Origin of the sequence: Clostridium sp. 1001275B_160808_H3, assembly GCF_015550425.1 — a bacterium.
Taxonomy (GTDB): domain Bacteria; phylum Bacillota; class Clostridia; order Clostridiales; family Clostridiaceae; genus Clostridium.
On sequence record NZ_JADNAT010000003.1, the window covers coordinates 1 to 18,051 of the forward strand.

An 18,051-nucleotide genomic window follows, 5' to 3' on the forward strand; every position below is an offset into this window, starting at 1 on the left:
ATTTATTTAATTATATAAAAAATACCTATAGCCATAAACCCTTTTATTTAAGTGTCTAGTCTATAGGTATCAGTTTAAAACGCGAGCCCCTTTTAAACCATTGATTTTACTTACTTAAAGACGGTTTTAAAACATAAATAGAAATTTTTATCTATTATTTATATATGCACAAAAAGGAAAGTTCAAATTAAAACGTTCCTTTTTATCAGATAATATCAAAATTCATTTTGATACAGCCCTATTTTTTTGAAAATATATAGGTTCTATAGTAAAATGATATGACTGTGTGGACTGTGTGATAAATAGTAGGATTTGGTATATAATAAACATATGATTTCAATTATGCCATTACTTAAATAATTATACTAAATATCAATAGCTATCAGTATTAATTATTTATGAGATTGATTTAAGAATATATAAAATAAAAACTTAGTATAGAGGTGAAATAATGTATAAGATTGTTATAATTGAAGATTCAGAATCTATAAGAGAAGAGCTTAAGACATATTTAGAAAGATATGGATATGAAGTTGAAACTCCAGATTCTTTTGAAAATATAATTGAATATATTGATAAAAGTAATGCAAGTTTAATTTTACTTGATATTAATCTTCCTCTTTATGATGGATATTATATTTGTAGGGAAGTTAGAAAAAAATCAGATGTTCCTATAATAGTTGTTACAAGTAGAGATAGCCAAGTTGATGAGCTTATGAGTATGAATTTAGGTGCTGATGATTTCATAACAAAACCTTACAATACTGAAATACTAATTGCTAGAGTATCAGCAATATTAAAAAGAAGTTATGGAAAAAGTAGCAATGATGAAATAATTAGTTATGGGGATTTGAAGTTAAATCTTGCAAATGGGAGTATATCATATAAGTCAAATACTATAGAACTGACTAAAAATGAATTGAAGATTTTAGCATATTTAATAAAGAATAAAGGTAAAATTGTCTCTAGAGATGCATTAATGGATGCATTATGGCAATCCGATTTGTTTTTAGATGATAATACTCTTTCGGTAAATGTAACTAGATTAAGAAAAAAGATTGAAGAAATAGGATTAAATAATATTATAGAAACAAGAAGAGGATTAGGATATATAATGCCATGAATATATTAGACTATATAAAGGACAGAAGAGCTATAATAATAATAAATATTTTTCTTTTTATACTTGTATCTATAATTTTGTTTGTAGCACGTGTTAATAACTGGTTTATAGTATTAATATTTTTAACTTGGATATTTCCTTTATTTATAAATATTTTTTTAGAATATTTTAAACAAAATAGCTTCTATAAAAATATGATTTCTGTATTGGAAAACTTAGATAAGAAATACTTACTTCCTGAAATAATCGAAGAACCTGAATTTTTAGAAGGAAAAATAGTCTATGATGTCTTAAAGGAAACAAATAAAAATATGAACGAAAATGTTAAATATTACAAAGAAAAACAAGCAGAGTATAGAGAGTATATTGAAACCTGGGTTCATGAAATAAAAACTCCAATTGCTTCAACTAAATTAATTTTAGAAAATAGTGAAAGTGAAATTGCAGAAAAAATATCATATGAAATAAAAAAAGTAGAGGGGTTTATAGAACAAGTATTATATTATTCGAAAAGCGATGATGTGAGCAGGGATTATATTATAAAAGAGTTTAATTTATCAGAAGCTGTTAAAATAGCAATAAGAAATAATTCAAGAGATTTTATAAATAAAAAAATAATATTAGATCTTAAAGAAATAGATATAATGATATTTAGTGATATAAAATGGATAAGCTTTATTATTAATCAGATTATAGGAAATTCAATTAAGTATTCACAAAAGGGAAGAGGAAAAATAACCATATATACTAAGTCTAATAAAAACAGTAATTCATTAATAATAGAAGATAATGGAGTAGGTATAAATCAAAGAGATATAGATAAAGTCTTCGAAAAAGGATTTACAGGAGAAAATGGTAGAATATATGGAAAGTCAACAGGGATAGGATTATATTTATGTAGTAGTCTATGTAAAAAATTAGGTTTAGGAATTAAATTAGAATCAAAGGAAAACGTTGGTACAAAGGTAGAAATAATTTTCCCGTTGGGAAAATTTACATTATTTCAATAGAACATATAAAAATATAAAAATATAAAGTAGAACTATTATATAATCATAATATATTTTATAAATGAATTTTATATTATAAATATATTAACTACAAATTCAATAAATTTTAAAGAAGAATAAATAAGGTATAAGGATAATTAATCCTAGCAAGAAAAACTTGCTAGGATTAATATGTTTTTATTATTTATTTTTCTTAAATAAAGTGACGCCAGCTATGGTAAGCATTGATGCAAAACTCAATAATATTGATGAATTTCTTCCTCCTGTAGTTGGAAGTTTACTGCCTTGATTATTATTATTATTATTATTATTATTATTATTATTGTTATGATTATTATTATTGTTGTTATTATTGTTGTTATTATTGTTGTTTTCAGGATTTGTATTAGAATTTTCTTTTAATTCTTTAATTCTAGCTTCAGCTTTTACCAGTTTATCTAAGTTTGTTATTGCTGAATCATTATTTGCAATAGTAACTAATTTTCTTGCATCTTTAATAGAGTCTTCATCTGATAAAGTTATATTTTCTAAAATTGGAAGCTTGTCTATTGCTGAAATAGCTGCAGTTTCTTTTGCTATTTGTTCCTCTTTAACTTTTTCTGACTTAAGTTCAGATATTTTGCCTTCAGCAGCAATTAATATATCTAAATTAGTAACATAGGAATCATTATTTAAAGCTGTAACTAGAGTTCTTGCAGAAGTAACAAGGGATTCATGCTCTAATGTTAATATATCTAATGATGGAATTTTGTTAATTGCCTCTATAATAGGTAAAGCAGCATTTTCATTATCTAAAACAACTTTATTAAATATTTTGGCTTCATTTTCAGTTGAGGCATTATCTATTATGGTAACAGCATAAGTATATGTTTTATTAGCTTCAATAGATGTATCAATAAATTCTTTTCCGGATTCTATACCTTTTCTAACAATTAAATTTTGTGGATTAGTGATATCAATTGTATCTAGGTTTCCTTCTTGTTTATAAATGCAATAGAATTTACTATCAGCATTAGTATCATCCCAACTTAATTTAATAGTATTATCTTTTATTTCATATTTGATATTAGTAACAGGGGTAGTTTCTAATTTGTCAAGCCAAGGTTTTCCTGGAACATTTGCTGGTAAGTTTAAGTAGCTCTTTTCTAAAATATCATTAGAATGATTTAATATATCAAATTTATCTCCAGGAGTAGTAACTGATTTAGGCAACAATTTATCAAAGGAGAAGAATGCACTTCCTTTAACGTTTTCAAATTTTTGATTGAATCTTAATTGGTTAGCTATTTCATATGGGTTTTTAAAGTTATTATCCCAAGATGCATCGATATATTTATAATTAGGATGTCCAATATAAAGATGAGAGTTACTTACTCCTTCAAATTGAGAATCCCACCATTGTAGTAATTCTCCATATGGAGCAGCAGCGGTGTTAAAAGCCCAATAAATTTGAGGAGTTAAATAATCAACCAAACCTTCTTTAACCCATTTTCTCGTATTAGCAAATTGGTCTCTAAGACTTGATGTTGATCCAGTAGGTGTATTAGAGCCTTCAGGATAGTTCTCAGCATGTCCCCATATTCCAAATGGTGAAACACCGAATTGTATTGATCTATTATTAATTATATTGATGTTTGTTATTTTATCTTTTATTGATTTAATAAGAAGGTTAATATTATTTTCTCTCCATTTAGCAGCATTTTCAATAGTGTATTCACCAAACCCTCTATTATAATTTAAAAATGTTTGTTTATCTAAATCTTGAGCATAGAAGTATATATCTTTACCATTTTCACTATATTTATATGGATAAAAATAATCATCGAAATGAATTGCATCTACGTTATATTTACTAGCAACTTCTTCTACTCTTTGAACTACATAATCAATAACTTCTGGTTTACCAGGATCTAAAAATAATTTGTTTTGAAATTCGTAAACTAAATGAGGATTTTTTCTTGCAAAATTACTTTCTGAAAGCTCATTCAATTTCTCTGTTATAGACCTTTTATCAACAGTGTTAGTAACTCTATATGGATTAAACCATGCGTGGAATTCCATACCTCTTTTATGAGTTTCACTAATTAGCCATTTTAATGGATCAAAACCATTGAAACCAGGGTCTTTGCCTTGAAATGTATAGCTAGTACCACCTTTATGAAGATATTGAGACCAAGGTGCTATATCTGATGGATACCAAGCGTCAAGCATAGGACTAACTTGAAAAGTAACTGCATTTAAGTTTAGCTCTTCAAATCTATCAAGAATCGAAGAAAGTTCATTTTTGAATTCTTCTTCAGCTGAAAGGTTTGGATCACTAGTGACATCAGAAATATCAATATTTACAACGGTTGATAGCCAAGCTGTTCTAAATTGTTCTTTTGGACTAACAAACGTATCAGGAATAGTTACCTTAGGACCATTTTTATAAAGGTACACAGGTGTGTTTTCATCATAAGTTGCATCCATTGTAGTAAAATCATAGGATTTGAAGTTGAATAATGGTGATTCATTTACTGATGCAAATGAATTTTGCCAAGTTATCGCTTGGCTAGAGATACTAGCAAGTAAAAATAATGTCAAAGCTTTTTTCTTATTCATAATACCCCTCCTAAATGAATTTTAATAATTTTAATATTAATATAGAATTAAATTAAAAATCAGATTAAATGGAAACATTTACAAGATAGTATAATTGTAACCCAAGAGATAAAATGTTTCAAGATATATTTTAAAAAGAGAAATATATTTTCAAAAATATACTATTAATTTGAAAAATAATCCTAAACTTCAATAAATATAAATAAATTAATTAAATTTCATCTAAATATTAAATAAAATTAAATAAAATATTGTTAAATTTTAGTGTAAAAGCTATAATATAGTATATTGGGATGTATTTAATTTGATATGTAGCTATAAGGGGATAAAATGAAAACATTAAGAAAAGAAATTAATGAGATACAGGATATTGGAGAAACAAAAGAAAATAGAGATACTATAAATAAGGCTTATTTAAGTGCAATGAGTGCTTTAGAAAAAGTAGATGATGGTTCAAAAAGTATTGATAAAGTGCAATCATATCATTTAAAAGCTTTAATTAATATGAATAAAATTTTGTTAGATGATGCAATAGAAAATCTTGAAAAAGAGTTTTTGATAAAAAATGTTGAAAAGATATCTTCAGGGAAAATATATGCAGAGCTAACAAAAATGTTTTTAGTTCAAAATAATATGAATGGATATAAAATTCATTTAATGTTGGCGGAAAAAGCATTGTCATCAGAAAAAAAATATGAAGAATTAGTAAGTTTATATATCAATGTAGCAACAAGATTTATCAGAAATGAAAAAAAGGGTGAAGGAATAAATATATTAAAAAAAGCTATTGATTTATTAGACAATAATGATGAATATTGGGTAGCTGAAGAATATCTTAATGTTGGATCAGTTTTTTCTATAGAGCTAAATAATAATGAACTAGCAATAGATTTATATAATAGAGGATACAAATTAGCCAAAAAATATAATTTGAAAAAGATTCAATTTTTATTGATGTATTATATAGCAGTTGGATATACATATATAGGTAGAAGAAGAGATGCAATAGAGCTATATAATAAAATTATAAATAACAAAGAAAATAACTTATCTTTATTAATTATTACAACAATTTATATGGAGCTATCAACATTATATATAGACTTAAATTTAAATATGGACAAGGTAGAGTCATTAATAAGTTTAATTGAAGAAAATATAAAGAAAATACCAATTAAAACTAAAAAACAATTTGAAGCAAATTTAATACTTCTTAAGTGTAGATATTTTATTAAAATGAAGGAGAAGGGAAAGTATATACTGCAAGAATTAGATAAAGCAAAGTCTATTTATGAAAAATATAGTGATACTTTTAGATTTAGTAATTTTGATTTATATATAGAAATGTTATATGGTGATATATACTATAATTTAAATGAGTATAAAACAGCATTAATTCATTATAATAACTTAACGAAACTATCACAAAAGTATGGTTATAGATTTATAGAAAAAACATATGAAAGGTTATCAAAAACATACGAAAAGCTTGGTGATTTTAGATGTGCTATGGAATATATGGAGAAAGCTAATTCAATAATGCTTTCATATGATAATAATAAATATAGAGAAAAGTATTTAGAGCTGTATAGAAATCTTGAAATGTTACAAGAATCAGAAAAGGCTAAAAGTGAATTCTTTGCAAATATTTCTCATGAATTTAAGACTCCAATTAATATAATATATTCGTCAATGCAACTTTTAAATTTATATAAAGATAAAGATGAAAAAGAATTTATGATGTATTATTTAAAATATAAAAATAATATTAGACAAAATTGCTTAAGGAGTTTTAAACTTATAGACAATATTATAGATGTAACAAAAATAAAAAAAGGAATTTATGAAGCTAATTTTAAAAATATAAATATAGTTGATTTAGTAGAGAAAATTACGAATTCAGTAGCACCATATGTAGAAATAAAAAAAATAATAATATTATTTGATACAGATATAGAAGAACTAATAATAAAATGTGATGCTTATATGCTAGAAAGAATTATATTGAATTTATTATCAAATGCTATAAAATTTACTCCAGCAAATGGTAAGATTATGGTTAATATTTATAATAAAATAGATAATGTAGAAATACGTGTAAGAGATACAGGAATTGGAATACCTAAGGAAATGAAAGAGAAAATCTTTGAAAAATTTATTCAAGTAGATAAGTCATTAAATAGAAGTACCGAAGGAAGTGGGATAGGTTTATCTTTAGTAAAATCCTTATTAGATTTAATGAATGGGAATATATATTTAAATACAGAATATAAAGATGGAAGCGAATTTGTGGTAAGTTTACCTAAATATAGGTTAATAGAGGAAAATAATAAATATAAAGAAGAATATAAACTAAATGTTGAAAAGATATCAGTAGAATTATCTGATATTTATGATTTATATAATTAATAGGGGTTATAGGAATGGATGGATTATTTGCTAAGTCAATAAATGATGTAGATCATGGATATTTAAATATATTAAGGAATAAAGATTTGCAAAAAGTTAAGGACAATATACAAATCTATATAGAAGAAGAAAAAAAATATGAATATGTACAATATGCAAAAGCTATTTATTATTATTTAGAAAAAGACAAAAAAAGAGCAGCTAAATTTTTTAGTAGAACTTTAAGTAGCAATAAGATAAATGATTTACATGAAAGAGGAAAAATATTTTTATATATGACTAAGTGTTATTCTGATCTTAATGAAAGTTATCTTCAAAAGAAATATTTTAATTTAGCAGAAGAAATTTTTATAGAAGAAAAGTCATATTATTATTTAATTCAGCTATATTTATCAACAATGTACACTGAAGCATTAAAAAGAAGAGAAAATTATTATATAAAAAAATATTTAAAGAAAACTAGGGAAATGATAACTTTGTTAAAAGACGAAGATGTATTTAATATTTATGTTTGTCTTGGTGAAGTGTACATTTATATAAAAGATTATGAATCGGCTAAAAATATGTTTAAGGAAGCTATGAAATATGCAAAGCTTAATAATAAATATGATGAAATTGCATTTACAGTTTGTTTTTTGAAAGATATTTATGTAATTGATAACAGATTATCTGATGCGAGAGAAATAATTATTGAAACTATAGAAACGTATGAAAAAAAATTGAATATAATGACAAAATTATCTTTAGCTATAGAGATATTTGAAATATATATAAATGAGAAGAAAATAAATAAAGATATAGAAGTATTGCTTGCTTATATTAATAAAATCTTAAAGAAGTTAGATAAGAGAAAGCAACAGCAGTTTAAGGTTAAAGTAAATATATTAATATGTAGAAAAATAATGCTTGAAATAGCAGAAGATGTATCTAAAAGGGAAAATCTATCTATAGTTAAAGGATTAATTAGGGAAAGTGAAGAAACCTATATTAAGTATAAGAAAAATTTTAAGTTCTCTGACATATATTATTGGATAATAATAATAAAAGGAGATATTAGTTTTTCAGAAGGAGATTATTTAAAAGCATTAGAGTATTATAATGATGCATTAAGAAGCTCTTACAAATTCAATATTAGGTATACTTTAAGATGCTATAATGGTATTAAATTAGCTTATAAGAATAATGGTGACTATGAAAAAGCATTAATAATTGCAAAAAGAATCAATTCGATTTTGAAGGATATTAATATAGAAAATGAAAAAAAAGTAACTAAAATAAATGCTAGATATAATGAACTAAAGTCATATGATAAGATAAAAGAAAAGTTTTTTTCGAAATTGTCGTATGATTTAAAAGAACCAATTAACTCAATTTATTCTTGTATTCAATTAATAGATAATATGAGTAATATTGGGAGTTGTGAATTAAAGGAGTATTATTTAAAATACAATTCTGTAGTTACAAAAAATTGTTTAAAGGTATTAAAAACTATAAATAATTTAATTGATGCAGTAAAAATAGATGCAGATGAATTAAAGGTGGAATTTAAAAATTATAATATAGTTTACTTAGTTGAAGACATTGTATCAAAAACTGTAAAATATGCAAGTCTTCAAAATAATAACTTAATATTTGATACAGAAATAGAAGAATTAATTATAAAGTGTGATCCAAATTTAATTGAAAAAATAATACTAAGTATTATTTCAAATACATTAATGGTATCAGTAGAAAATTCCGATATATTTATAAGCATTTCAGAGACAAAAAGTTATGTAAAAATTAAATTTAAATATAATGGAAATGATGTTGATAATTGTATATTTAATTCATTAAGAAATAATATTAACAGTTACTCATTTAAATTTTATGCTAAGAATTTATCAATAGCTAAATCTTTATTAGAGCTTCATAATGGAAAAGTATATGTTAATAATAAATATTCTCATGGAAATGAATTAACAATATTACTACCAAAGTTAATGTTTCAAGATTTAAATAAAAATATGACTATTGAAAACTATCAAATAAATGATTTAAATGTTGCAATTGAATTTTGTGATTTAATATTATAGTGTGGATTAAGATATGAGTAAAAACTATAAAGGAATTTGATGTTTATGTAAGTAAGCTACAAATTATATCTATAGTTTTTATTTTTTGATTTTTATATTTAAAGTAAGTTATATATTGATTACAATTATTGGGATTATTAACATAGTGATCTTCACAAATCAATATCAAATTAATACAAGAATTAGTAGGATATATAATGAAAAAGTTCATGAATGGTGAAGTATAAAATTAAAGTCTAATAATATTATTTTATGAATCAAATAAATTTTACTAATGATTAAGAAGAAACAAGTAGGGGCAATAATTATTTATATGAATAAAATATAATAGCAAGGTTTTAGGAGTTGAAGGAATGATAAGCTATAGCGATAATATAACACATAATTATATAAACAATAACAACTCTAATAAAATATATAATATTAACTCATTAGAAATAAAAGCATCTAGTAATGTATTTTTTTTAGGTGAGGAAATACAATTAGTAGCATTAAAAGAATCGATATTTGGAATAAAAGAAATAAGAGATGTTTATTGGACAATTGATTATTTAGGAAAAGATATCACGCTTTCAAATAATATAATTAAAATAAGTAAACTATTAAGAAATAAAAACTCTCTTAAAGTAACTTGTATAGATAAAATTACAGGAGAAAGAGCCTGCAGAGAGTTTTCTATTATTTTAAATGAAGTAGAAGGAACATTAATACATTTCATAAAAAATGATGGCGATTATTTTGGAAATGGATACAAGTGGGATTTATGGAGCTTTTCAAATCATGGAGTTTCATATGCAGTTGAGTTACAAAATAAAAGTGATTTTGGTAGATGTGCATTTGTGAGGGAAGAAAATATAATTGCAAGAAGAAAAGCCTGGGGAGATAACTGGGGAAATGATTGGTCTGAGCAAACAGCAACATTTGAAATACCAAAAGGAATAAAAAATTGTTATATAGTTTATGGAGAAAATAAAATTATAACAAATTTAGAAGATGTAATTGAATATATAAAGCCTAGGATTGAAATTGCAATAATGGATAATAAAGATAGCATTACAGCATTTTTATCTAAAACTCCTTTGGATGGTACTAAATTTTATCTATACATTAATGGAATTAAAAAAGAAAATTGCGAGTATGTAATTGATAAATTATTTAAAAAGGTTGAGTTTAAAAAGTTAGATGCCAAAATATCACCAAGTGATTTAGTTGAAATAAGGGCTAGTAATACATTTTTACCTTGTAAAGTAACCATGAGAAACTTTTTAGATAATTATTATTATGATGGAACTGATATGGGAGTTGTATATGATGAGGAAAATATATATTTAAGAATTTGGGCTCCTACAGCATTTAAGGTAGATTTATGTTTATATGAAAATTGGTATGATATTAATGAAAGTGAAAAAAACATATATCATATGGATAAAGATGAAAAAAGCGGAACTTATTTTACTGAGATTAGTAGAAAAAAAAATGAATGTAGCTTTTATCTATATAAACTATATTTCAAGGATATAGATAGAAATGGATTAGAATATATAAAGATAAATTATGCAGTAGATCCCTATGCAGTATCAGTAGGAATAAATGGAGAAAAAGGATTTTTAGTAGATATAAATAATGTAAAATCAATGCCATTTGGATGGTTATGTGATAAAAGACCACAGCTTTTAAGAAAAGAAGACTCTGTAATTTATGAAGTACATGTAAGGGATTTTACTATAAGTGATGATAGTGGAATAGATAAAAATATCAGAGGTAAATATTTGGGATTAGCTAAAGAGGGAACTTCTTATAAAGATAAGAAAAGAAAGATTACTGTAAAAACAGGAATTGATCATTTAAAAGAACTTGGAATAACACATATACATCTGTTACCTGTATTTGATTTTGGCTCAGTTGATGAAAGAAAATCAAATAAAAAAGGTAATAGAAATTGGGGATATGATCCTAAGAATTACAATGCGCCTGAAGGTAGTTATTCAAGTGATCCATATGATCCAATTTCGAGAATAATCGAGCTCAGGGAAATGATTAAAAATCTTCATAAAAACGGAATAAGGGTAGTTATGGATGTAGTTTATAATCATATGCAGGAAACAAGAAGTTTAGATAATATAGTTCCAGCATATTATTTTAGAACTAATTATAGAGGTAGATTTACAAATGGATCAGGATGTGGAAATGAAATAGCAACCGAAAGACCTATGGTTAGAAAGTTTATAATTGATTCTATAAAACATTGGTTAAAAGATTATAATATAGATGGATTAAGATTTGACCTTATGGAATTAATAGACATTGATACTATGAAGGAAGTTGTAAAAGAAAGTAAGAAAATAGATGAAAGTATATTAATTTATGGTGAGCCATGGAAAGGTGGAGAGTCATCACTTACAAATGGAACTTATAAAGGTAGTCAAAGGGGTGAAGATTTTTCCATATTTAATGATTCCTTTAGAGATTTTATAAGAGGAAATAATAACCCATCTAATGGATTTGTCAATGGAAGTCAACATGATGGAGCTACAGCATGGAGCATAATAGAAGGGTTAAAAGGATCTATAAATACATTGACATATTATCCAAGAGAAAGTATAAATTATGTAGATGCACATGATAATTATACTCTTTGGGATCAAATTGAAAAAAGTTTAACACCTGACATTAAAGAGAAAGATTATAGAAAAATTAAAGAAGAAAATATATTTGAAAATCATTTGGTGAGAAGAAATATATTAGCGCTTGCAATAATATTAACATCACAAGGAATACCATTTATACAGGGTGGAGCTGAAATATTAAGAACGAAAAATGGTGATCATAACAGTTATAAGAGTCCTGATAATATAAATGCAATATTTTGGAGAGATAAAGCAAAATATATTGAAGTATTTAACTATGTGAAGGGATTAATAGAAATTAGGAAGAATTTTAAAGCGTTTAGACTAGAAAAGAGAGAAGAGTTAAACAATATTGAAATTAGCTTTTTAAATGGTGAAGAAAAGGTTGGAGTAATTAAATGGCATTTTAAAAATTTAAACCATATAGAACAAAATATTAATGATTTAATTGTTGTATACAATGGAACATCAATAGATGACTATGATATAAATCAATATATACCAGCTTCAAAAAAAGGGGAATGGAATATAATTGCTGATTTTAATAAAGCAGGAGTAGAAATAATAAAGACAGTTAAAACATCAGAAGTGCCAAAGTTGAAATCATACTCAATTTTAGTCTTATATTCATAGTAGTTTTATACAAGTGAAATTAGAGAAGAAAATGGAATAAGAGCTAATTATAATTAGCTCTTATTCCATTTTTAATTGACCGATTATTCACTATTTAACAAAAATATTCAATCATTACTAAGAATAAGTTTTTAATGCATAAGTATATAATTAAATAAATACAGTAAAATATAATATTTATAATGATTTATAAAATTCATATTGTGAAATTGCTACTTTTTTCAATGATTCTATCTATTGGTAGCAATGCTGTAATTATTAATACTACAATGAAATTACCTCCAACCACTAATCCATTAGCAAGTAAGGAGTAAAGCATAGGAGACCAACCTTCTGGGGCAAATTGTCCAAAGAATAAGAATCCTGATATAAAGTGAAATATAAATCTTATAAACATGCCTACGAAAATACCTAAGAGTTTTTTATTCTTAAAGTATCCAGCAATTCCCATAGCCATAAATGGAAGAGGATAATCGAAAAGAACTTGAATTGGATGGAGTATATAAGGACTTATAATCAAATATATAATTCCAAATAAAAATCCTGTAAGCATACCAATTTCAGGACCATACATAAAGGCGATAATTAAAATAGGAACCATACTCCCTAAGTTAATACTTCCAGCACCATTAGGCAAATCCACAATCTTTATAAGATGAAGTATTGTAGCAAGAGCTAAAGCAATACCAATTCTAGATATAATTTTAGCATCTAGATTAATTTTCTTAAATCTAATAAGTGATAATATTAATATTATTACACCAATAAGTGTAGCTAAAGAAAGTGGGTTTTTCAAGATTTCAATAAAACCTTCTTTTAATGTGTTAATAAAAATATCCATAAAAATACCTCCTAAAAGTTGCTAGGAGGTATACTTATAGCTTTGATATAATCATTCCTATAAAAGTACATCGTGACTTTCCTACGCTGGTATTATCCAGATCAGGTAAAGAGGGTTAATGAATTATCATTTCTCAGCCAAAAGGCACCCCTAGCACTTAAATTATTTAATTTATAAGTAAAGCTTACATAAATTTGCTATAAAAGTCAATATTTAATTGTTTTAATATTTTGGTTATATAGAAGATTTGTAAAATTTAATATAAAAATATATACATATATAACTTTATAAAATGATTAATGTTACTTATAGTAAAAATAAAGGTATTTATGTATAAATCTTTTAAAAGAATATATGTAAATAGGATTTAAAAAAATAATTTTGTAAGAATCAACTATTTATTTAGAATAAAAAATAATGTATTATAAGAAATGGGTTTATTATAATACATTTAAACAAAAAAATTTATTATATGGGGGAAGAAGATGATAAAAACTAAAAAGATGAAGATAATAAGTATTTTACTTATAGTAACACTTATTATTTTAGGCAGTACTGGAGCTTACCTTGTAAAGGTTAGCAAAGAAAAAAACTTAAATGTGCAAATAGAAGAGGTAAATAAAGTTTTTAGTTCTTTGAAAATTTCTAATATGAATAGTGATGAAGAAGAACTTTATATGAAATTAAAAGAAAGCTTTAATAAATCTATAAGTGATAAAAATTTAATTGAAGCTAATGAGACTTTAAAAACGATGAGTGATTTAAAATCTTCTGTTGAAAAGCGAGTTAAAGAAGAAGAAGAGAAAAATGCGGAAGAAGAAAGAATAAGAGAAGAAAATGAAAGAGAATTGGCATCAAAAGATGAAACTGAAAAAAAGGAAGAAGAAGTAAAAGAAGATGCTAAAAAAGAAGATATTGTAAATAAATCCAATACATCAAATATAAGCAACGGAACCAATGTACAACAACCAGTTTCTACTAATAATGAGCCTAAAATTGCAAATACTTCTGTTGCACAAAATTCCAGACAAATAATTTCAGTAGTAAGTACAGGTGGTAGTACAGCAGAGTTAGTATTATGGCAAAAAGATAGTAATGGAAAATGGTATGAATATGATAGTATGTTTGCAAGACTTGGAGAAAATGGAATGAAATCTGCAAATGATGTTTATGAAATGGACTTATGCACCCCAACTGGAGTATATAGTTTAACAGAAGCTTTTGGAGCTGCCCAAAACCCAGGAAGTGGAGTTCCATATCGAGTTTTAGATGGGTCAGAATATTGGGTAGATGATGTTAACTCTCCTTATTATAATACAATGCAATTTGGAGAGCCAAATGGACGATGGAATTCAGCTGAGTATTTAATAGAGCATAGTAATTCATACAAATATGCGTTAGTGATTGATTATAATAGGTATCCTGTTATAAGCGGTAAAAGTTCTGCTATATTTTTGCACGTAGATGTTGGAGTTCCTACTTGGGGATGCGTAGCAGTTGAGCAAAGTAAGATGAAGGAAATATTACAATGGATAAATCCTGGAGATAATCCTAAAATAATGTTAGCTTTAAGCTATAATGAGCTTTATAGTTATTAAAAATAAATGGTTAGAAATATAAATTTTATATTTACTAACCATTTATTTTTTATAATTAATTCATAAGATTAAGGGCTTAAGAATGTCTATTGTATCTACTGTAGTTAAGTAAAGAAAATTTTATCTATAATTTGAAGATTATATTTACAGCTTAACAACTATAAAAATAATGATAAAATGTACAAGATATATACTTTATTCCATTAAAGATATATTACCATAAAATATATAAAATGTAAATAAATATATAATGATTGATTTTGATTAACCATATCGATAAATTCTCTTTTCCCTTGGAGATGCAAGATAATCATATGCAGAAGTCCAATAAGGAAGCAGCTCTGGTTTATATTCCAAAACATCTTTTAAAAACTTATCGAATAAATGAAGTTTAGCTAGTATTTTTATTATGTCTTTAGGATATGGTGTTACTTTAGTATATGGTTTTCTGGGATCTATAACCATAATCTTACCTTTTGAGTTTACAAATATATGAGCGTTTCTTATGTTAATTCTTTTAAAGTTCAGTCTTTTCAAGTCCTCGATTAAATCTATAATTTCTATAGATAAATTATAAGTTAGGCCATGTTTAGAGATATATTCAAAAAGATTTTCTCCACCTACATATTCTCTCACTAATATATTACTTACTCTTAATAAAGGATTTGGAAAGAAAGGACTATCTAAAGTTTTTCTAAGTATTTCTTCTTCATTTTTAGCTGCTTTAACATTTTTAAATGTCTTAAGAGCAAAGCCTTCAGGTGTTAAGTAAACAGAGCCTTCAGCTCCGGAACCTAATAATTTACAGTTTTGAATTTCTAATAGGTAATTCATAAAATCACACTTTATTAATTGCTTTTAAATATTATATGCTAATAAAAATAATATGATATTAAATTATGTAAAAGTAAGTGAAATCAAAACTTATATTAAGATTATAAAAGATAATTTAATATATATAAGTATGGAATTACTAAGAATATAGAAATAAAATTAATTTATAGAATACTATAATAGTAATTATAAGTTTATATCAAGATTTTATTAAAGAGAAGGATATAAGAAAATGGATGAGTTTGTTTTATTTAAAAATTTTAGTAAAAATAAGAAGTATAGAAAAAGTTTTAGTAATTTAGCTTCAGATATATTTGGATTAAATTTCGAGATGTGGTTTGCAGAAGGGTATTGTAATGAGAATTATATTACATATTCTTATATATACAATGAAAAAGTAATATCAAATGTTTCTATAAATAAATTTACAATAATGCAAGATGGAGAAATAAAAAAAGTAATTCAGTTAGGTACTGTTATGACAGATAGTAACTATAGAAATAAAGGCTTAATAAGAAGATTAATAAATGAAATCTTTAAAGATTATAAGAATAAGGTAGACTATATATATTTATTTGCTAATAATTCTGTCTTAGATTTTTATACTAAGTTTGGATTCAATAGAAAAAATGAAACTGAATATAAAATAAGCATGAATGATATAAGAAATAGAAATTCTAGGAAGATTAATTATAAAAAAATGGGGTATAAAAATGTTGCAAGTGTAAGAAGGTTAAATTTATCATTGCCAACAGATAAAATAATTATGGAAAGATTATGTAAAGATAGATATCCTGTATCAAATAAATTTGGAATAATAAAGGATGAATGGCCCTTAAAAGTATATTGTAATTATATATTTAATGATAATCTTTATTATTTTCAAGATGATGATATTGTAGTTATTTTAGAAAGGAAAAATGATGAGGTTATTATATATGATATTATAAGTAAAAATCCTATAGATATTGATAATATATTAATTAGGGTTATTGAAAGTGATGATAAGAATATTAAGATTAACTTTATACCAGAATCTAATAAGTTTAAAGTTATTACAAGAGATGTTATAGATGATGATAATGCTTTATTTATAAAAAATTGCAAGGGTAAGGTTAGAGATGGAGAAATACTTTTTCCTGTAACTTCACATACTTAATAAAATATAATATAGTAGGCTATAAATATTTTTAGTGAGGAGTAAATGGATACAAATATAACTTATAATATTAATAATATAGTTGATAATTACATCGTTTCTAGTAACAGAAAAAAATTATCTGTAGGATTTTTAATAACTGGACACGGTACCTTTGCTTCTGGTTTGTATAGTGCTTTAAAGTGTTTAAATGGTGATTATGATAATGTAGAAGTAGTTGATTTTATTGTAGGGGACAGCATAAATGATTATGATAAGAAGTTAAATGATTCCTTATTAAATTTAAGTATTTATAATAAAGTGATTGTATTATGTGATTTATTTGCAGGAACACCTTTTAATAGAGTAATGATTAATTTAGTTAATAATCAAGAAAAGTATTGTGTTTTTGGAGGGGTAAATTTGCCTATTACAATAGAAGCTATAATGGCAGGAGAAACATTTACAGATATTAATGCATTGATTAATTATATAAAAGATGTATTTAAAGATACATTAATTGATGGAACTGAAAAGCTGGATTAATATATTTAGATATATTTATTGAATAACATTTTAATTTGCATGAAGAGGAGACTATACATTAAATTGTAATAATCTCTTCTTTAATGAACTAGTTTATTATGCTATAATCAAGTTTATAGAAAGTAAGGAAATATTATGAATAGTATAAAAAGTAATTAAAAGTATAAAATATGGTACTGATGAGGAAAGTATTAATAAATTAGTATCTTACAATATAAGAAAATATATAAAGCAAATTAAGGAGGAAAGTGATGCCTTTTATAGATTCAAAAGTAACTGTGAAATTAAGTTCAGAAGAAAAAGAATTATTAAAAACTAAATTAGGAAATATAATTACAAAAATTCCTGGTAAAAGTGAAAATTATCTTATGATAGGATTTCAAGATGAATACTCTTTATATTTTAGAGGAGAAGAATTGAAATATGGAGCATTCGTTGAGGTGAAAATTTTTGGGGAAACTTCAAAAAGTGATTTAGAAAAAGTAACTAAGGAAATTTGTGATTTATATGAAAAGGAGTTAAATATCCCTAAAGATGCGATATATATTAAATATGAGCAAGTAGAAAACTGGGGATTTAATGGCTTTAACTTTTAAGCGATTGTATATTAATTATA

General features: G+C 24.7%; 12 protein-coding genes and 1 riboswitch. Of the genes, 9 read left to right on the forward strand and 3 right to left on the reverse strand.

The genetic code is table 11. The annotated features are described in order from the left end of the window. Nucleotides 1-451: 451 nt before the first annotated feature. Nucleotides 452-1,123: a response regulator transcription factor gene (locus I2A75_RS03120; protein ID WP_195263016.1), complete on the forward strand. Its 672-nt coding sequence runs from the start codon at nucleotides 452-454 to the stop codon at nucleotides 1,121-1,123. After that, nucleotides 1,120-2,133 (forward strand): sensor histidine kinase, encoded by a 1,014-nt coding sequence (locus I2A75_RS03125; protein WP_195263017.1) that lies wholly within the window; start codon nucleotides 1,120-1,122, stop codon nucleotides 2,131-2,133. Before I2A75_RS03120 ends, I2A75_RS03125 begins: the two co-directional genes overlap by 4 nt. Before the next feature lie 180 nt (nucleotides 2,134-2,313). On the opposite strand, the gene I2A75_RS03130 is transcribed toward I2A75_RS03125, so the two are convergent. Beyond that, nucleotides 2,314-4,734 (reverse strand): family 10 glycosylhydrolase, encoded by a 2,421-nt coding sequence (locus I2A75_RS03130; RefSeq protein ID WP_195263018.1) that lies wholly within the window; start codon nucleotides 4,732-4,734, stop codon nucleotides 2,314-2,316. 330 nt (nucleotides 4,735-5,064) lie between these two features. On the opposite strand from I2A75_RS03130, the gene I2A75_RS03135 reads away from it, so the two are divergent. The 3 genes from I2A75_RS03135 (at nucleotide 5,065) to pulA (ending at nucleotide 12,478) form a co-directional block, all read left to right on the forward strand. Next, complete coding sequence (locus I2A75_RS03135; protein WP_195263019.1) at nucleotides 5,065-7,143, forward strand: HAMP domain-containing sensor histidine kinase; 2,079 nt, start codon at nucleotides 5,065-5,067, stop codon at nucleotides 7,141-7,143. 14 nt (nucleotides 7,144-7,157) lie between these two features. Next, nucleotides 7,158-9,218, forward strand: coding sequence for a hypothetical protein (locus I2A75_RS03140; protein WP_195263020.1), 2,061 nt, complete (start codon nucleotides 7,158-7,160; stop codon nucleotides 9,216-9,218). A 353-nt stretch (nucleotides 9,219-9,571) separates the two neighbouring features. Continuing rightward, complete coding sequence (pulA, locus tag I2A75_RS03145) at nucleotides 9,572-12,478, forward strand: type I pullulanase (RefSeq protein ID WP_195263021.1); 2,907 nt, start codon at nucleotides 9,572-9,574, stop codon at nucleotides 12,476-12,478. Nucleotides 12,479-12,674: 196 nt separating this feature from the next. Here the strand turns inward: pulA and thiT are convergent, their stop codons facing one another. Beyond that, nucleotides 12,675-13,319 carry an energy-coupled thiamine transporter ThiT gene (thiT, locus tag I2A75_RS03150; protein ID WP_195263022.1) on the reverse strand — a complete coding sequence of 215 codons (645 nt, stop codon included), beginning with the start codon at nucleotides 13,317-13,319 and terminating at the stop codon, nucleotides 12,675-12,677. A gap of 61 nt (nucleotides 13,320-13,380) precedes the next feature. Then, nucleotides 13,381-13,481: riboswitch (TPP riboswitch) on the reverse strand. Nucleotides 13,482-13,804: 323 nt separating this feature from the next. Here thiT and I2A75_RS03155 point away from each other — a divergent pair. Continuing rightward, the gene (locus I2A75_RS03155) at nucleotides 13,805-14,917 is read left to right on the forward strand and encodes a L,D-transpeptidase family protein (protein WP_195263023.1); all 1,113 of its coding nucleotides are present in this window, start codon (nucleotides 13,805-13,807) and stop codon (nucleotides 14,915-14,917) included. Between the two features lie 264 nt (nucleotides 14,918-15,181). On the opposite strand, the gene I2A75_RS03160 is transcribed toward I2A75_RS03155, so the two are convergent. Further along, complete coding sequence (locus tag I2A75_RS03160; protein ID WP_195263024.1) at nucleotides 15,182-15,751, reverse strand: serine/threonine protein kinase; 570 nt, start codon at nucleotides 15,749-15,751, stop codon at nucleotides 15,182-15,184. Nucleotides 15,752-15,983: 232 nt separating this feature from the next. Between I2A75_RS03160 and I2A75_RS03165 the strand changes: the two genes are divergently transcribed. The 3 genes from I2A75_RS03165 to I2A75_RS03175 all read left to right on the forward strand — a co-directional run bounded on the left by I2A75_RS03165 (nucleotide 15,984) and on the right by I2A75_RS03175 (nucleotide 18,031). Continuing rightward, nucleotides 15,984-16,910, forward strand: coding sequence for a GNAT family N-acetyltransferase (locus I2A75_RS03165; protein WP_195263025.1), 927 nt, complete (start codon nucleotides 15,984-15,986; stop codon nucleotides 16,908-16,910). Between the two features lie 45 nt (nucleotides 16,911-16,955). After that, the gene (locus tag I2A75_RS03170; RefSeq protein ID WP_195263026.1) at nucleotides 16,956-17,435 is read left to right on the forward strand and encodes a PTS sugar transporter subunit IIA; all 480 of its coding nucleotides are present in this window, start codon (nucleotides 16,956-16,958) and stop codon (nucleotides 17,433-17,435) included. A gap of 251 nt (nucleotides 17,436-17,686) precedes the next feature. After that, nucleotides 17,687-18,031, forward strand: a complete 345-nt coding sequence (locus tag I2A75_RS03175) for a phenylpyruvate tautomerase MIF-related protein (protein WP_195263027.1) — start codon at nucleotides 17,687-17,689, stop codon at nucleotides 18,029-18,031. The last annotated feature ends 20 nt before the right edge of the window (nucleotides 18,032-18,051 follow it).